15 protein-coding genes are annotated in these 15,811 nt (G+C 62.3%); 7 read left to right on the top strand and 8 right to left on the bottom strand.

The window, feature by feature from the left end:
• Positions 1-12 precede the first annotated feature (12 nt).
• From AC5YUO_RS20520 to AC5YUO_RS20540, 5 genes are all read left to right on the top strand, one after another.
• A complete protein-coding gene (locus AC5YUO_RS20520; RefSeq protein WP_496154973.1) occupies positions 13-915 on the top strand; it encodes an iron-siderophore ABC transporter substrate-binding protein in 903 nt (300 codons plus the stop codon).
• Positions 912-2,876: a Fe(3+)-hydroxamate ABC transporter permease FhuB gene (gene fhuB / locus AC5YUO_RS20525; protein ID WP_496154974.1), complete on the top strand. Its 1,965-nt coding sequence runs from the start codon at positions 912-914 to the stop codon at positions 2,874-2,876. The genes AC5YUO_RS20520 and fhuB overlap by 4 nt, the downstream gene beginning before the upstream one ends.
• Positions 2,877-2,910: 34 nt before the next feature.
• A complete protein-coding gene (locus AC5YUO_RS20530; RefSeq protein WP_496154975.1) occupies positions 2,911-3,720 on the top strand; it encodes an ATP-binding cassette domain-containing protein in 810 nt (269 codons plus the stop codon).
• A gap of 248 nt (positions 3,721-3,968) precedes the next feature.
• Positions 3,969-4,496, top strand: coding sequence for a DUF992 domain-containing protein (locus AC5YUO_RS20535; RefSeq protein ID WP_003522107.1), 528 nt, complete (start codon positions 3,969-3,971; stop codon positions 4,494-4,496).
• Between the two features lie 95 nt (positions 4,497-4,591).
• Positions 4,592-4,990 carry a c-type cytochrome gene (locus tag AC5YUO_RS20540; protein ID WP_400819410.1) on the top strand — a complete coding sequence of 133 codons (399 nt, stop codon included), beginning with the start codon at positions 4,592-4,594 and terminating at the stop codon, positions 4,988-4,990.
• A gap of 3 nt (positions 4,991-4,993) precedes the next feature.
• On the opposite strand, the gene recX is transcribed toward AC5YUO_RS20540, so the two are convergent.
• The 6 genes from recX to AC5YUO_RS20570 all read right to left on the bottom strand — a co-directional run bounded on the left by recX (position 4,994) and on the right by AC5YUO_RS20570 (position 11,101).
• Positions 4,994-5,584 carry a recombination regulator RecX gene (gene recX, locus AC5YUO_RS20545; protein WP_496154976.1) on the bottom strand — a complete coding sequence of 197 codons (591 nt, stop codon included), beginning with the start codon at positions 5,582-5,584 and terminating at the stop codon, positions 4,994-4,996.
• Positions 5,585-5,672: 88 nt separating this feature from the next.
• Positions 5,673-6,593, bottom strand: coding sequence for an SMP-30/gluconolactonase/LRE family protein (locus tag AC5YUO_RS20550; RefSeq protein WP_496154977.1), 921 nt, complete (start codon positions 6,591-6,593; stop codon positions 5,673-5,675).
• A gap of 33 nt (positions 6,594-6,626) precedes the next feature.
• The gene (locus AC5YUO_RS20555; RefSeq protein WP_496154978.1) at positions 6,627-7,574 is read right to left on the bottom strand and encodes an ABC transporter permease; all 948 of its coding nucleotides are present in this window, start codon (positions 7,572-7,574) and stop codon (positions 6,627-6,629) included.
• A complete protein-coding gene (locus tag AC5YUO_RS20560) occupies positions 7,571-8,512 on the bottom strand; it encodes an ABC transporter permease (protein WP_035263606.1) in 942 nt (313 codons plus the stop codon). Before AC5YUO_RS20560 ends, AC5YUO_RS20555 begins: the two co-directional genes overlap by 4 nt.
• Positions 8,509-9,972 carry an ATP-binding cassette domain-containing protein gene (locus AC5YUO_RS20565; RefSeq protein ID WP_496154979.1) on the bottom strand — a complete coding sequence of 488 codons (1,464 nt, stop codon included), beginning with the start codon at positions 9,970-9,972 and terminating at the stop codon, positions 8,509-8,511. Before AC5YUO_RS20565 ends, AC5YUO_RS20560 begins: the two co-directional genes overlap by 4 nt.
• 112 nt (positions 9,973-10,084) lie before the next feature.
• A complete protein-coding gene (locus AC5YUO_RS20570; RefSeq protein ID WP_003522114.1) occupies positions 10,085-11,101 on the bottom strand; it encodes an ABC transporter substrate-binding protein in 1,017 nt (338 codons plus the stop codon).
• 304 nt (positions 11,102-11,405) lie between these two features.
• On the opposite strand from AC5YUO_RS20570, the gene AC5YUO_RS20575 reads away from it, so the two are divergent.
• Complete coding sequence (locus AC5YUO_RS20575; protein ID WP_496154980.1) at positions 11,406-12,641, top strand: GAF domain-containing sensor histidine kinase; 1,236 nt, start codon at positions 11,406-11,408, stop codon at positions 12,639-12,641.
• 1 nt (position 12,642) lies between these two features.
• Entirely contained in the window at positions 12,643-13,365 is a 723-nt protein-coding gene (locus AC5YUO_RS20580; protein WP_149743370.1) for a response regulator transcription factor, read from the top strand.
• Positions 13,366-13,368: 3 nt separating this feature from the next.
• Here the strand turns inward: AC5YUO_RS20580 and AC5YUO_RS20585 are convergent, their stop codons facing one another.
• Together AC5YUO_RS20585 and AC5YUO_RS20590 are read right to left on the bottom strand one after the other, a co-directional pair.
• On the bottom strand, positions 13,369-14,385 hold the full coding sequence (locus AC5YUO_RS20585; protein ID WP_496154981.1) for a DNA topoisomerase IB: 1,017 nt from the start codon (positions 14,383-14,385) through the stop codon (positions 13,369-13,371).
• Between the two features lie 87 nt (positions 14,386-14,472).
• Positions 14,473-15,702, bottom strand: a complete 1,230-nt coding sequence (locus tag AC5YUO_RS20590; protein WP_496154982.1) for a PQQ-dependent sugar dehydrogenase — start codon at positions 15,700-15,702, stop codon at positions 14,473-14,475.
• Between the last annotated feature and the right edge of the window lie 109 nt (positions 15,703-15,811).

Here is a 15,811-nt window from a genome sequence, read left to right on the forward strand (position 1 = left end):
AGCAGCAGGGGCATGACGCGCAAGGATCGATGGATGTCCCCCCTTTGGGGGCGGCGGGAATTTTTAGGCCTGCTCGCTGCTTCGGCTCTTGCTGGCAAGGCGCGCGCGGCGGTCACGCCACGCATTGCCGCCATCGACTGGGCGATGCTCGAAACCTCGGTGGCGCTCGGCATCATGCCGGTGGCGGCGACCGAGCTCATCCAGTTCCGGTTGGACGCGGTCGAACCGGAAATCCCTGCAACCGTCGCCGATCTCGGCCTGCGCGGTGCGCCGAATTTCGAGCTTCTGCAGCTGACCCGGCCCGATCTCATTCTGATTTCGCCCTTCTATACCCGTTATACCGGCAGGCTGGAAGCGATCGCCCCGGTCTTCTCGCTGCCCTTTTACGTGAAGGGCGAGCCGCCTTTCGCAAAGGCGCTGGCGGCGGTCTCAGCCCTTGGCGACAAGCTCGGCAGGGCAGACGAAGCGCGCAGGGTTCTGGACGAAACGGAAGCGGCGCTGCAAGCCATGCGGACCCGCCTTGCCGGTTTTTCGGCGCGGCCGACCTATGTGATCAATATCGGCGACGCCCGGCATTTTCGCGCTTTCGGTGCGGACAGCATGTTCGGGGATGTTCTTGGCCGGCTGGGGCTTGCCAATGCCTGGGTGGATCGTTCGCAATTCACCTTCGCGGCCCCGGTGCCGCTTGAAAACCTCGCCGCTTCGCCCGATGCGCGCATCGTCATCGTCTCCGATATTCCGGTCGAGGCGCGGGAAACCTTGCGCAGCAGCGCCATCTGGCGCGCGCTGCCTGCCGTGCGGGAAAACCGGGTGGTCACGCTCGGCAATATCGGCCCCTATGGTGGCATCATCGCCGGCATGCGTTTTGCGCGGCTTCTGACCGAAGCGCTCTCGGCGCAAGGAGAAGCCCTGTGACGGCGCGGCCTCTTCAGCTTTTCTTCGGGCTGCTGTTCGTTTTGGCCTGCGGGCTTTCCCTGCATGCCGGGCTGCTGCGGCTGCCTTTCGGTGCATGGCCCGGCCTGCCGTTCAATGCCGCTGCCATGTCGATGGATCAGGTGATTTTCGCCTTCAGCCTGATGCCGCGCGTGGCGGTCGCCATTCTGGCGGGGGCGATGCTCGGCCTTTCGGGTGCGCTTTTCCAGCAATTGCTGCGCAACCCGATTGCCGATCCTTCGACGCTCGGCATCTCGGCCGGCGCTCAACTGTCCATCGTCATCGCCACCCTGTTCTTTCCGTCGGTGCTGGATGGCAACCGCGCTCTGGTGGCGCTCGCCGGCGCGGCCGGTGCGGCCGGCATCGTGTTCCTTCTCGGCTGGCGACGCTCCTTCGAGCCCGTGACCATGGTGGTGTCAGGGCTGCTGGTCGGCATCACCGCCGCGTCCGTTTCCGCCGCGCTGACGCTGGCGCAGGGCGAATATCTGATGTCGCTGGTCGTCTGGAACGGCGGTTCGCTCAGCCAGCAGGACTGGTCGAATGCCTTGTTCCTCGCTTTCCAGCTTGTTGCCGGGCTCGTCCTGACCGGTCTGCTGATAAGGCCGCTGACGGTGCTTGGTCTCGGCGATGCCGGTGCGCGATCGCTCGGCGTCTCGCTGTTTTCGATCAGGCTGGCGGTCGCCGCCGTCGCGGTCATGCTGGCCGCCTTCGTTGCTTCGGCGGTCGGTCTCGTCAGCTTCATCGGCCTTGCAGCGCCGGCGCTCACCCGGGCGCTCGGCGTCAGGCGTTCGTCGTCGGTGCTCTTGGTTTCGCCGCTTCTGGGCGGCCTGCTCCTGTGGTTCTGCGACGGTCTCGTGCAGCTTCTGGCAAGCACGACGGCCGAAGTGTTTCCAACCGGCGCGGTAACGGCCCTGATCGGCGGGCCGCTGCTTCTGTGGCTGCTGCCGAAAATCCGGCCGACCGATGTGCAGCGCGGTGAAGGCGTCGAGCTCGCGACAAGACGCCGGCTTACGGCCCTGCTGCCGATACTGGCCATCATGGCGGGGCTGGTTTTTGCGGCACTCGCCATCGGCAAGGGGCCGGATGGCTGGACGGTGCTGAAGGCTGGCGATCTGCAGAGCCTGCTGCCGTTCCGCTGGCCGCGGCTGGTGGCGGCCGTGGCCGCGGGCGGTCTTCTGGCCATGGCGGGCGCGCTTCTCCAGCGGCTTACCGGCAATCCCATGGCAAGCCCGGAGGTGATCGGCGTCAGCGGCGGTGCAGGCCTCGGTTTTGCCGCCGCCATCACGATTTTTCCGGCCGCCGGTCTTTTCGAACTGTTTTGCGGCGCCGGCATCGGTTCTGCGGCCGTCATGATCCTCGTCCTGTTCTTTTCCATGCGCCGGCACCTCGCGCCGGAAAAAATCCTGCTCGCGGGCATTGCCATCAGTTCGCTCTGCTCGGCCGTTCTCTCGGCGCTGCTTGCCATCGGCGACCAGCGGGCATGGCAGATCCTCGCCTGGCTCAGCGGCTCGGGTTCGACGGCGACGCCGGCTTCGGCGATCTTTCTCGCCATTCTTTCCATCGTGCTGCTGGCGGGCGCGCTATCGATCACGCGCTGGCTGACGATCCTGCCGCTCGGGCGGGATGTGCCGCTCTCCCTCGGCCTGCCGCTCAGCGCGGCGCGCATCGCCGTCATCGTGGTGGCGGGCGTTGCCACCGGGGCCGCGTCGCTTTTGGTCGGGCCCTTGAGTTTCGTCGGCTTGATGGCGCCGCATATTGCGCTTCGCGCCGGGTTCACCACGCCGCGCGACCATCTCTTCGCCTCCTTCCTGTTCGGCGCGGTGCTGATGGCGCTTTCCGATCTCGGCGCACGGACAGTCACCTTTCCCTATGAACTGCCGCTTGGGCTTTTTGCGGCGCTTGCCGGCGCGCCCTATCTGATCTGGCTCTCAGGCAGGCGGTGATGAATTTTTTGAACGATGTACGGAGATGAGAACAATGGGTCAGGCAGCACTTGCCGTCGATTACGACGATATTCCGCTTTTTTCTCTCGCCGGCGTTACGATGGAAGTGCCGGGCAGGACATTGCTGCAGCCGCTGACGGCCAGTTTCGCGGCCGGCAAAACCATCGGCCTGATCGGCCATAATGGTTCGGGAAAATCCACGCTGCTCAAGATTCTCGCACGGATTCAGGAGCCGACGGCGGGCAGGGTCTCCTTCGAAGGTAAGACGCTCGGGGCCTGGGGCAATCGTGAATTTGCGCGAAAGCTCGCTTATCTGCCGCAATATACCCCGGCCGCCTCCGGCATGCTGGCCAAGGAACTGGTGGCGCTCGGCCGTTATCCCTGGCACGGCGCGCTTGGGCAGTTCACCAAAGCGGACCAGGAGAAGGTGGATGAAGCCATCGAACTCACCGACACCGTCGCCTTCCGCGACCGGCTTGTGGATACGCTTTCGGGCGGCGAGCGTCAGCGCGTGTGGCTTGCCATGCTGGTGGCCCAGAATGCCGAAAGCCTGCTTCTCGACGAACCCATCTCCGCACTCGACATGGCGCACCAGATCGAAGTGCTTTCGCTGGTGCAGAGACTGTCGCGCGAAAAGGGGCTCGGCGTCATCGTCGTGCTGCACGACGTCAACATGGCGGCGCGGTTCTGCGATGAGATCGTCGCGCTTCATTCCGGCCAGCTGATCGCACGGGGAACGCCGCAGGAGATCATGACGCCGGAGACGCTGCAGCGCATCTACGGCGTTCGCATGGATGTCATGACCCATGCCGCCACCGGCTTTCCCGTCGCCCTGCCGCTCTGAGGTTGTTGCAGCAAAACAACGACCGTCAACGCTGGCTGTTGACGGCGATTCCGCACGCATTTCCCGCCCTAACAATGTCTTAATGGCGTCCTACCGCCATCAGACATTGTTAACCGTTCCGCTTTCATCGCCTCCAATTAAGTTGTTTTGGATCGATTTCTGGGAACAAACGTTAACAGTGCGGAATTCAATATCCGGAGAGGGCAAGAAGGGCTGCTGCGGGTAGGAATAAAACAGGAGAAAATCAGATGAAAAAGGCTGTTGCCGTAACTTTTGCCGCATTGACGATGGGCCTCGGCGGAACCGCATCCGCGCTTGCTGCCGACCTTGCAAGATATGAGCCGGCTCCGCAGGAGCAGGACGATCGCAACGGCGTCAAGATCGGTTACCTCACCTGCGATATCGGCGGCGGCGTCGGTTACGTTCTCGGCTCGGCCAAGGAACTGGATTGCACCTTCCAGTCCACCATGGGCGCCCGTCGTACCGACCATTACACCGGCGCCATCCGCAAGATGGGTGTCGACCTCGGTTTCACCACGCAGGGCCGTCTGGTCTGGGCCGTTTTCGCCCCGACCGCCGGTTACCACCGCGGTTCGCTCGGCGGCCTCTATCAGGGCGCAACGGCTGAAGTCACCGTCGGTCTCGGCGTCGGCACCAACGTTCTCGTTGGCGGCACCTCCGGCTCCATCCAGCTTCAGACGGTCAGCGTGACGGGCCAGGTTGGTCTCAACCTTGCCGCCACCGGCACCTCCGTGACGCTGACGGCCATGAACTGATCGGCGAATTGCCCGGCTGAGGCCGGGCATTCTGTCGCATGTCAAAAAACGCCCTCTTCGTTGTCAGACGGAGAGGGCGTTGTATTATCCGGACCATGATTTCCGTGTCTCGACAAATTGCGGCCGCGACCGCTTTTTTCCTCCTGCTTGCGGCCTCTGCCCTTGCCGAAGGCGATGCGGCCCATGGCGAAAAGGTCTTCAGCCGTTGTTCCACCTGTCACAGCGTCGATGCGCCGCGCACCCGCATGGGGCCGCATCTGATGGGCGTGGTCGGCAGGCCGATGGCTTCCGTGGCCGATTATGGCCATTATTCGCAGGCGCTGAAGGATGCCGGCGCGGCTGGCCGGGTCTGGACGGAAGACGAGTTGCAGAAGTTCATCGCCAGCCCGAAGAAGGCGATCCCGGGAAATGCGATGCGCTTTTTCGGTCTGTGGAGCGAAACCGATATTGCGGACCTGATCGCCTATCTGAAAACGCATCCCCTGCCGCAATAGCTGTCAGAGCGGCGCTTCGGCGATAATCTCTTCGGCTTCTTCGAAGGTCATCGCCATGACTTTCGCGCCGATCTCGAAGCTGAAGCCGTTGCGGGCGAAGGCGGAGAATTCCTTCGCCTTGCGCTTCTCGTTCAGTTCGACACGGCGAAACGGCCCGAAGGCGCGCTTGCGCGCGAAGATGACGGCGGCGACGAGATCGTTGGTTTCCTGCAACGCGGCCGTTGCCGTTTCGCGGGCTATGCCCTTGACCTGAAGTTTCTGCGCGAGCCCGCGTTTCGACTTGCCGCTGCGCTGGCCGCTTCGCACGGTTATTTCCGCATAAGCGGTGTCATCGAGCGCCTTGATGCCATAAGCGAAGGTCACGGCAAAGTCGCCGAGCGCCTTCACCTGTTGCCGGCTGATATCCTCGAATTTTTCCCGCGCCTTGCGGGTGATGGCGTCGCGCAGCTGCTTTTCCGTCATCATGCGCTGTTCCAGCCGGTAGAGCGCGGAGTTGCGCGCCCAGGAAAGCATCCGGCTGGTGGGCTCAACGGCCGGCGTGTCGCCGTCTTCGGCCATGTCGTCGGTCAGGAAGGGGCTGGAATCGTCGTTCATTCCGCTTTTATAGCGCGGCGAAGCCGTCTTGCCAGTTCCTTCCCGGCCTGGGTCCTCCGGTTTCTGGGTCCTCCGGTTTTTCAGCACCTCAAGGCGTTTGCGCGCCGGTTGCGGCGACATAGACCGAATAAAGCGATTTCGTCGCGGTGATGAACAGCCGGTTCTTTTTCGGCCCGCCGAAGGTGAGGTTCGCGACCGTCTGCGGCACCCTGATCTTGCCGAGAAGCGTGCCTTCGGGGGAAAAGCAGTGAACGCCGTCACCGGCGCTGGTCCAGAGGTTGCCGGCCGTATCCAGGCGAAAGCCATCCGGCAGGCCATTGTCGAGATTGCAGAATTCCCGGCCATTGGCGAGCTTCACGCCATCCACCACGTCGAAGACGCGGATATGGCGCGGGCGGGAGACGTCGTGGCTATAGGAACTGTCGGCGACGTAGAGCTTCGTTTCATCCGGTGAGAAGGCAAGCCCGTTCGGCTGCACGAAGTCGTCGATGGCGATGTCGATTTTTCCGGTTGCGGGGTCGAGCCGATAGACGTTGCGCGTCTTCTGCTCCGGTTCGGCCTTGTATCCCTCATAGTCGGAAAGAATGCCGTAGGTCGGATCGGTGAACCAGACGCTGCCATCGGATTTCACCACCACGTCATTGGGTGAGTTCAATCTTTTCCCGCCGTAGCTGTCGGCAAGAACGGTGATCGAGCCGTCGACCTCGGTGCGGGTGACGCGGCGGCCGCCATGTTCGCAGGAGACAAGCCGCCCCTGCCGGTCGCGGGTATTGCCGTTGGTGAAATTGGAGGGCTGGCGGAACACCGAAATCCCGCCATCCGGCACCCAGCGCAACATGCGCTGATTGGGAATATCGCTGAACAGCAGGCAGTTGAGATCGGCGAACCACACCGGGCCTTCGGCCCAGCGGCAGCCGGAATAGAGCTCTTCCAGTTCGGCATTGCCGACGATCAGATGGCGGAAGCGGTCATCGTGGATTTCGTAAGGGGAGGTCTTGTCTATGGTCATGAGCGTGGTCCGCTTGAGGCTTGTCGTTTGGGGTCAGCGCGTGGCCTTGGGGCCGCTTGCCAGAAGAATGACTGATATGATGATGAGGCCGGTGAGGATGAGGCGGATGCCGGCGCCGAAACCATAGGTGTTCAGCATCGACACCACCAGGAACATGAAGAGCGAAGCGCCCCAGATGCCGGGGACGTTGGAATCGCCGCCCGCCACCGCCGTGCCGCCGATGACGACGACGGCGATGGACATCAGCAGATATTCCGAGCCCATGTTGAGCGCAGCACCTCCGGAAAAGCTGGCGAGCAGGTAACCGGCAATGGCCGCCAGCACCCCACAGAGCACATAGGTGACGAAACGGGCGCCATCCACGGGAATGCCGGTCATGCGGGCGGCAAAGGTGCTCTGGCCGATGGCGGAAATCCAGCGTCCGTAAAACGAGCGGTCGAGCAGCAGCCAGGCGATGACCGAGAGCAGCAGGGCGACGAGCGCCACGTTCGGGATGCCGAAAGAGCTCGATATCGCGAATGTCGCCAATGTTTCCGGCGGCTTGATGCGCAGGCCGCGGTTCGACCAGATGGCGACGGACTGCACGATAAAGCTCATGGAAAGCGTCGCGATGATGGGCGGGATGCGCAGGAGCTTGATCAGCGCATAATTGCCGATGCCGATGGCAATGCCGATCAGGATGGCGATCAGCAGTCCGGGCAGGATGAGGCTGTCCGACACATCCATGAATTTCAGGGCCAGAGTGCCCGATAGTGTCATTGTGGCGGGAACGCAGAGGTCGATATTACCGGGCCCGAGCGTGATGACGAACATCTGGCCGATGCCGACGATGACCGAAAAGGCCGCGAAGGTGAGTGCGGCATGGGACAGGCCGAAGGAGCTTGCGCCGCCGGTGAAGAGCACGGTGACGATCCAGACCGCAGCCGTTGCGGCAAAAGACCACATCCATGGTTTTTTGGTGAGCGACGAAAGCCCGTTCATTGGTTTTTCTCCCGCTTTTCGAGACGGTTGAGCAGGATGCGCAGTGCCAGCACGATGATGAGGATCGCCCCCTGTGCTCCGATCTGCCAGTCCGGCGAAATACGCATGAAGGACAGGAACGAGCCGGCAAGGGTGAGCGTCAGCGCGCCGATGACGGCACCGATGGGCGATACCCTTCCGCCGACGAATTCACCGCCGCCGAGGATGACGCCGGCAATCGACAGCAATGTGTAACGCAGGGCGATATTGGCGTCGGCCGATGTCGTCAGCCCGACAAGGGCGATACCGGACAGCACCGCGAAGAAACCGGCGAGCGCAAAGGTGGCGGCGCGAATGCCGACCACCGACCAGCCGGAGCGCTCGACCGAGCGGAAATTGCCGCCGACGCCGCGCATCAGCACACCGAAGGAAGAGCGCATGACGATATAGTGCGCGACGACCGCGATCAGGATGCTGGCGACGATGGCGATTGGCACGAGCGGTGGCTTCGCCGTCATCAGCGCCCGGATGAAGGCGGGGGCCTGGCCACCGGGCGAGGGGAGAATGAGGACGGCGAGGCCGCCCCAGACGAAGCTCATGCCGAGCGTGACGACGATGGATGGCAGGGCGCGGATATGGATGATGGCGCCCAGCAATGCATAAACCGCAATCGCACCGGCAAAAATCGCAATTCCGAGGATGGGCGTGGTTTGCAGGAAAGTGGCGGTCACACAGGCGCAGAAACTGACGAAGGTGCCCATCGACAGGTCGAGATCGTTGACCGACATGATCAGCATCTGCGCAATGGTGGCGAGCGCGATCGGCACCGCCAGATTGAACAGCAGGTTCATGCCGGTATAGCTCATGGCGCGCGGCTGCATGTAGAAGACGGCGGCGAGCAGGAAGGCGAGCGAGGCGGCGGGAATGATGAGGCGGAGCGCGTTTGCCGAGAGTTTCATGCGTGATCTTCTCCGGCAAAGGAAGCGGCCAGCACATTCTGCTCGGTAATATCGTCGCCGACGAGTTCCGCCTGGATGGCGCCGTCGCGGAACACATAGACCCGGTCGCAGAGGCGGATTTCGTCCATTTCGGTGGAGTACCAGATGAAGGTGCGGCCGTGGGAGGCTTCGGTTCTCAAGATGTCATAGACCTCCTGTTTGGTGCCGATATCGACGCCGCGCATCGGGTCGTCCATCAAAACGGTGCTGGCGGTGGTGGCGAGCGCGCGGGCGAAAAGCACCTTCTGCTGGTTGCCGCCGGAGAGGGAGAGGATCTTGTTGCCCATATCGGGCGTGCGGATTTCGATGCGCTTTTTCCATTGCGCCCCAAGCTCGGTTTCCTTGGCTCTGTCCACCATGCCTGCGGATGAAATATCCCTGAGCGAGGCGACGGACAGGTTTTTGAGGATGCTCCACAGCGGAAAGGTGCCGTTCAGGCTGCGATCGCCCGCCACGAAGGCGATATCGATCTTGCGCGCGGGCAGCCAGCTGTTGTTCTGCGCGAGATAAAGATCGAGCAGCGCTTCGGTCTGGCCATGGCCGCCGAGACCGGCAAGGCCGATGATCTCGCCGCGAAAGGCTTCGAAGGCAAGGCCTTCGCCCCGGCGCGCCGGCATGGAAAGCACTTTTTCGCCTGCCTTGCGGCTTTGACCCCGTCGCCCGTCCTGTTCCTTGACGACGCTGCCCATGGCTTCCACCAGCGATCGGGTGGTGAAGTCGGCGGCCTTCCGGTCGGCCACCACCCGGCCATCCTTCATCACCACGATACGGGTGGCGGTAGACAGGATTTCTCCGAGAATATGCGAGATCAGCAGAACCGAGCCGCCCTCACGCACGAAACGGCGAACATAATCCATCAGCTGCTCGGCGAGACCGGCATCCAGCGAAGAGGTGGGCTCATCGAGGATCACCAGTCTCGGCGCGTCCGGTATGCGGCAGAAATTGATGGCGATTTCCACCATCTGCCGCTCGGCGATGGAAAGTTCGGCGACGGTCAACTCGCAATCGATACCGTGGCCGGGAAAAATCTCGTCCAGTGTCTGCCGGATCGTCGTCAGCGCACGGCCACGCCAGTTTCGCCCACCCGTGGCGGCATGCATGATGCGGAGATTTTCGCTGATCGTCAGGTTCGGGCAGAGCGACAGTTCCTGAAACACGCAGCGAACGCCGTTCGCGCGCGCGGCGGCAATGCCGTGGCGGCTGTCGTTGCCGCCATAGGAAACGGAACCCTCGTGCGGCGTCAGCCCGCCATTGATGACGTTGACGATGGTGGATTTTCCCGCGCCGTTATGGCCGACGAGCCCGAGGCATTCCCCCGTGCGGATGACGAGATCGGCCCCGTCAAGCGCTCGTACCGCGCCGAACACGACCTTCACGCCGCGTGCCGCGACGACCTCTTCCGCCTCGATGATGTCATTCATGAGCAATTACGCCATTGATGTGAAAAAGTGATCTGAAAATCGGATATATCGGTGATTATTGCGGCGCCCGTTCCGGGAGCGCCGCAATAGTCAGGCTTAAAGCCGATCTGGCCTATTTGGCCGATGCGATGGCCTTCTGGGCGTCTTCCTGCGAATATTCCACATTCGCCACGCCGCCCTTCTGGGTCGTCTTCAGATTTTCTTCAAGGTTGGCCTGGTCGATGCGCAGGAAGGGCACGGTCAGGTCCTTCTTCACATCCTTGCCGTCGAGGATTTGCTGCGCCACCCAGAAAGCGAGCGTCGAGACGCCGGGAGCGATGGAGACGGACATGGTCTCGTAACCGCTTGCGTCCTTCTGCTGTTTCCACCATTGCAGCTCGTCTTCACGGTTGCCCATGACGATGGTGGGTGTCGGGCGCTTGGCGGCGGCGAAAGCCTGTGCCGCGCCGTAACCGTCGCCGCCCTGCGTCACGACGGCCGCGACTTCGGGAAGGCTCGGCAGGATGCCGGCGACGGCGCGTTGCGCGACATCCTGCGCCCAGTCGCCATTGACGGAACCGACTATCTTGAACTGCGGGTTCTTGGCGACGCCTGCGGCAATGCCGGCGTGGATTTCGTCATCCACCGAAACCCCGGCGAGACCGCGGATTTCAAGCAGGTTGCCGCCCTTCGGCATGGCCTTGGCGAGATAGTCGATCTGGCTTTCGCCCATCGCCTTGAAATCGACAGCGATGCGCCATGCGCAGGGCTCGGTGACAATACCATCGAAGGACACGACGGTGATGCCGGCATCGCAGGCTTCCTTCACCGCGCCGTTAAGCGCGGTGGGCGAAGCGGCGTTGATGACGATGGCGTCGTAACCCTGAAGAATGAGGTTCTGGATCTGTGCCGCCTGTTCGGTCGCCTGGTTTTCGGCCGTCGTGAAGGCGTCAGCGGCGGCGACCTGCTTGTCGGCCACGGCCTGCTTGGTGATCTTGTCCCAGCTCGTCAGCATTGCCTGACGCCAGGAATTGCCGGCATAATTGTTTGAAAGCGCAATTTTTTTGGCCGACGTGTCGGCATGAGCGGTGATCGGCAGAGCTGCGCATGCGACAGCGGCCGATGCCAGAAGCATCTTCCTGAAAGCCATTTGATTTCCTCCCTCGTGGCTTGCCCTTTTCGAGCCCGGAATTCCGGCGTGCCGCAAATCTCCTCGGCGGCAGGTGGAATTCCTTTGCACTGGAGCTCCTTTCCCCAGTAGAAGCGAGAATGACCAAGAAGATTTGGCTTGTACAGGCGGATCGCGGCAATCTTCCTGCGGGTTTCCGCAGAAAGCTTGCGGGAACCCGCAGGACGAAACGCCACCGTCGGGCGCAGAATGGATGATGCGGCACCAAACGGGTTGAATCTTCGCCGCAATGGTTGAAGGCTGGCGCTTGGGAGGGCGTCCGCACATGCTGGATACGCCGAAAAGCGCTCTTTTTCACCATTATATGGGCATTTCGCGGCTGCTTGCCGGGCAGCTGGAATTTAACGCCATCATCCAGGCGGTCGCCACCGAGATCAGCCACATCATTCCGCATGACCATATGGATGTCTGCATCAAGCAGCTGGATGACAAATATCACATCGCCTATGAGAGCGGCCTCGTCAGCGCCTGGAGCCGGCAGCCGCCCGCCCTTCTGACGGGTAGTCCGATCCGTTCTCTGCTGTCAGGCGCGGTCGAATATCTTCTGAGCGGTGACGCCTGCTCTGATCCTCGCTTCCACTTCGAGGGGTCGTTTTCGAGCCCGATCATCGAGCTTAATCTGCATAGCCGCCTGCATGTGCCGATGAAGGTGCACGGTGACATTATCGGCGCGCTCAGTTGTTCCTCCCATCAGTCGAACGCCTATACGATGGAGGATGTGACGAACGCCCGCGCGGTCGCCGATCTGCTGGCGCCTTATTTCTACGCTATCCGCGCCGCCGAACAGGCCAAACGCTCGGCCATCGAGGAAGCGCGCGCCAATGCCCGCGAGGAGGGCCTGCGTTTAGGCGCGCTGCAATTGACCGAGGCGCTGGAGGCCGAACGGCAGCGCATTGGCATGGATCTGCATGACCAGACGCTGGCGGACCTGACGCGGCTGGCGCGGCGCATCGAGCGCATGAGCCACACCCCCGACCTGTCAGGCGAGATGCTGGAGCCGGTGGTGCGCAGCCTGCAATATTGCATGCAGGATCTGCGCGAGATCATCGAGGAGGCGAAACCCTCGATCCTGCAACTGTTCGGCGTCGTTGAGGCCATCGAGACCTATGTGGACCGTTCCGTGCGCGACAGCGGCTCGGCAATCGACTGGTCGGTGACGGATGAGACGGACGGGCTGGTGGAGACGCTCGACAAGACGGTCGCCATATCGCTGTTCCGCATCGTGCAGGAGGCCGTCAATAACGCCATTCGCCATGCCCAGCCCGAAGCGATTGCCGTGAAATTGACCGCAATCGACGGCGGGCTGCGGGTGACGGTCAGCGACGACGGCAGCGGCGGTGGTGAAGGCGGGGCCTCCGGCGGCCTCGGCATCGGCAACATGAAGACGCGGGCGCGGCTGATTTCGGCCAGATTCGATATTGGCGGCAATGGCAAAGGGGCTGGAACCCGCATCACCGTGACCCTGCCGGCAAGTGCTTTCGACCGGCGGGAGGAGTTGTGACATGGACGTGCTGATCGTCGAGGACGATGCGCTGCATCGCGCCTATCTGAACGAGGCGGTAAGAGCCGCCCTCCCGGAATGCGACAAGGTGCTGGAGGCGGCAAACGGCAGAACCGGCGAGAAGCTCGCGCGGGAAAACCGGGCCGCCCACATCGTCATGGATTTGCAGATGAATGAGCGCAACGGCATCGAGGCGGCGCGCACCATCTGGAAGGAAAGACCGGATACCCGCATCCTGTTCTGGTCCAACTATTCCGACGAAGCCTATGTGCGCGGTGTCTCCCGCATCGTGCCTGAAGGCGCCGCTTATGGTTATGTGCTGAAATCGGCCTCCGATGACCGCCTGCGGCTGGCGCTGCGCAGCATCTTCATCGAGGCGCAATGCGTGATCGACCGGGAAGTGCGCGGGTTGCAGGAAAAGAGCCTCGGCAAGGCGCATGGTTTTACCGATTCCGAATATGAAATCCTCGTCGATGTCGCGCTCGGCCTTACTGACAAGGCGATTGCGCGCCGCCGTAACCTGTCGCTGCGCAGCGTGCAGAACCGGCTGCAAAGTCTCTATGAGAAACTGAACGTGCATCAGGCGGCCGGCGATGACGAGGCGGAAGGCCGGTATAATCTCAGAACCCGCGCGGTTACCGTCGCTTTCCTGCGCAAGCTGTTGAATTACAGCGCGCTGGAAAGGGCCGAGCGGGAACTGGCGGAATGGGCGGCAAGCCGCTGATCTCTAGGGCAGGAAGGCAAGCAACCGTCTTTCATCCGCCCTGAGGCCGGAGACGGGTTTTGCCCCGACCTTCAGGATGCGGCCAAGCTTTTTCTGCGCTTTTTCCTCCGTCGCTATGTCGAGGACGGCCGGGTGCACATAGCTCTTGCGGCAGATGGCGGGCGTGTTGGAAAGCTCTGCGGCCGCTGCCTGGCACATGCCCTTTATGCTCGGTTTTTCACCCGCCGCCACATGTTCCATCGCGTTGCAGAAGGCTGCGAGCGTCCCGCCCCAGGTGCGGAAGGTCTTGGCGGAAATGCCTTGCCCGCCGATGCGCGAGAGATAGGCGTTGAGGTCGCTGGAATCGACGGAATGGACCCGGTTTTCGCTATCCTGCCAGACGAAGAGTTCCTTGCCGGGCAGATCGGCGATCTCCTCAAGGATTTTCTGGAGGCGCGGGTGGCGCAATTGCCGTTTCACCTTCTGCCCGCCCTTGGCGGCAAACCGCAGCTCGATGGTTTCACCGAAGGACACATGCCGCTTGAGCAATGTCGTTGCGCCATAGGTGCCGTTGGTTTCGAGATAGGAGCGGTTGCCGACGCGCAGATAGGCGGCGTCGAGCAGCAGCGTGAGTGCCGCAAGCGTCATCTCCTGCCCGTGATCCTGCTTTTCGATATCGGCAATGGCGCGGCGGCGGATGGCGGGCAGCGCCTTGCCGAAGCTCTTGAGCTGGAAGAATTTCGTCTCGCCCCGGAGCGCGTGCCAGTCGGGGTGATAACGATATTGTTTGCGCCCGCGCGCATCGAAACCCGTGGCCTGCAGATGGCCCGATGGGTCGATGCATATCCAGACATCTTTATAGGCGGGCGGCACGCCGAGCGACTTGATGCGCTTCAGTTCGACGCTGTCGGAGAGGAGATCGCCGCCCGGCAGACGGTAACAGAAACCGCGCCCGCGCTTTTCGCGGGCAATACCCGGCTCCTGATCATTGACATAGGCAAGTCCGATTTTGGCAAGAAGGCGGGTCGGCGGTTGTGGCATTGTTTTTCCCGGCAGGTTTCACGCTGCGGCAAACGAAAAACAGGCCGCCTTCGTTCCGGCGGCCTGTCATTCCGATCATGGGTTTTCTTAAACAGCCTTGGCGATCCGCAGAATCTGCGATTCACCGCCGCCCCGCTCTTCCGTCACGGCATAAACCGCGCCATCCGGCCCGATCTTCACGTCGCGGATGCGTGCCTCGAGCGGCAGGCGGCTCTCGGTCGCGACCCTGTCACCATCGATGTGCAGGATAACGAGGCCCTGGCTCACCAGACCACCAACGATGAAGGCGCCTTTCCATTCGGGAATCTGGTCGTCGTCATAATAGGCCATGCCGGAGGGGCCGATGACCGGGTCCCAATAATAGACTGGCTGCTCCATGCCTTCCCTGGCGGTGACACCGTCGCCGACGGACCGGCCGCTATATTCGACGCCATAGGTGATGACGGGCCAGCCGTAGTTCAGGCCCGCTTTCGGCAGGTTCAGCTCATCGCCGCCCTTGGGGCCATGTTCCACGGTCCAGAGCCTGCCCTGACCATCGAGCGCTGCTGCTTGCAGGTTGCGGTGGCCGTAGCTCCAGATTTCGGGGAGAGCATTCTGCTGGCTGGCGAAGGGGTTGCCTTCAAAGGCCTTGCCTTCGGTATCGATGCGGAAAACCTTGCCGAGGCCGCTCGACAGGTCCTGCGCCTGCACGCGCGGCTTTGCGTCCGAACGTTCGCCGACGGTAACGTAAAGCTCGTTGTTCGGGCCAAAAACGAGGCGGGAGCCGAAATGTTTGTCGCCGTCATAGGTCGGCATCTGGCGGAAAATCACCGAGACGTCTTCCAGCTTCGCCGTGCCTCCCTCTTCGGTCAGTTTGGCCGAGGCCACGGAGGTGCCGTTGCCGCCATCACGCGGTTCGGAGAAGGAGAAGAATATCTTGCGCGATGTCTCGAAATCCGGCGCGAGCGCTATGTCGAGAAGGCCGCCCTGCCCATCGGAGGCGACCTCAGGCACGCCTTCTATCGCCGGGCTGGCCTTGCCATCGGCGACGATATGCATGGCACCTTCCTTGGCGGCGACGATCATGCGGCCATCGGGCAGGAATTCCATGGACCACAGATGGGGCAGACCCTCGGCGATAACGGTTTTTTCGACGTTCGGCTGGGCAGCGGCCTGCGGCGCGCGGGTCTGGCCCTCAAAAGCCGGTTTCTGATCCGGCGCATTCGGCCGTTTCGTTTCGGCAGCCGGGGCGGTCTGGGCGTGCGCTGCGCCGGAAAGCGGCACGGCAAGCAGCGCGCACAGGATCGTCGAATTCAGAAATCGGTTGTTATGGAACATGGGTCTCCCTTCCTTCGTTAAGGTCACGCAGGAAACCATTTGGGGAGGATTTCGTTTCCTTCGAGAGTTTCAAGAAAACTTGATCATTGCGTGTGCAGGTGCCACGCTC

This window comes from Agrobacterium sp. LEGMi-208b (genome assembly GCF_059511785.1).

What these genes read in the sequence shown, in the direction of transcription:
- AC5YUO_RS20565 (WP_496154979.1), bottom strand. Translation starts at nt 9,972, where the DNA reads ATGAATGACATCATCGAGGCGGAAGAGGTCGTCGCGGCACGCGGCGTG.
- AC5YUO_RS20590 (WP_496154982.1), bottom strand. Translation starts at nt 15,702, where the DNA reads ATGTTCCATAACAACCGATTTCTGAATTCGACGATCCTGTGCGCGCTG.
- AC5YUO_RS20560 (WP_035263606.1), bottom strand. Translation starts at nt 8,512, where the DNA reads ATGAAACTCTCGGCAAACGCGCTCCGCCTCATCATTCCCGCCGCCTCG.
- recX (WP_496154976.1), bottom strand. Translation starts at nt 5,584, where the DNA reads ATGAACGACGATTCCAGCCCCTTCCTGACCGACGACATGGCCGAAGAC.
- AC5YUO_RS20585 (WP_496154981.1), bottom strand. Translation starts at nt 14,385, where the DNA reads ATGCCACAACCGCCGACCCGCCTTCTTGCCAAAATCGGACTTGCCTAT.
- AC5YUO_RS20570 (WP_003522114.1), bottom strand. Translation starts at nt 11,101, where the DNA reads ATGGCTTTCAGGAAGATGCTTCTGGCATCGGCCGCTGTCGCATGCGCA.
- AC5YUO_RS20535 (WP_003522107.1), top strand. Translation starts at nt 3,969, where the DNA reads ATGAAAAAGGCTGTTGCCGTAACTTTTGCCGCATTGACGATGGGCCTC.
- AC5YUO_RS20530 (WP_496154975.1), top strand. Translation starts at nt 2,911, where the DNA reads ATGGGTCAGGCAGCACTTGCCGTCGATTACGACGATATTCCGCTTTTT.
- AC5YUO_RS20575 (WP_496154980.1), top strand. Translation starts at nt 11,406, where the DNA reads ATGCTGGATACGCCGAAAAGCGCTCTTTTTCACCATTATATGGGCATT.
- AC5YUO_RS20555 (WP_496154978.1), bottom strand. Translation starts at nt 7,574, where the DNA reads ATGAACGGGCTTTCGTCGCTCACCAAAAAACCATGGATGTGGTCTTTT.
- AC5YUO_RS20540 (WP_400819410.1), top strand. Translation starts at nt 4,592, where the DNA reads ATGATTTCCGTGTCTCGACAAATTGCGGCCGCGACCGCTTTTTTCCTC.
- AC5YUO_RS20580 (WP_149743370.1), top strand. Translation starts at nt 12,643, where the DNA reads ATGGACGTGCTGATCGTCGAGGACGATGCGCTGCATCGCGCCTATCTG.
- AC5YUO_RS20550 (WP_496154977.1), bottom strand. Translation starts at nt 6,593, where the DNA reads ATGACCATAGACAAGACCTCCCCTTACGAAATCCACGATGACCGCTTC.
- AC5YUO_RS20520 (WP_496154973.1), top strand. Translation starts at nt 13, where the DNA reads ATGACGCGCAAGGATCGATGGATGTCCCCCCTTTGGGGGCGGCGGGAA.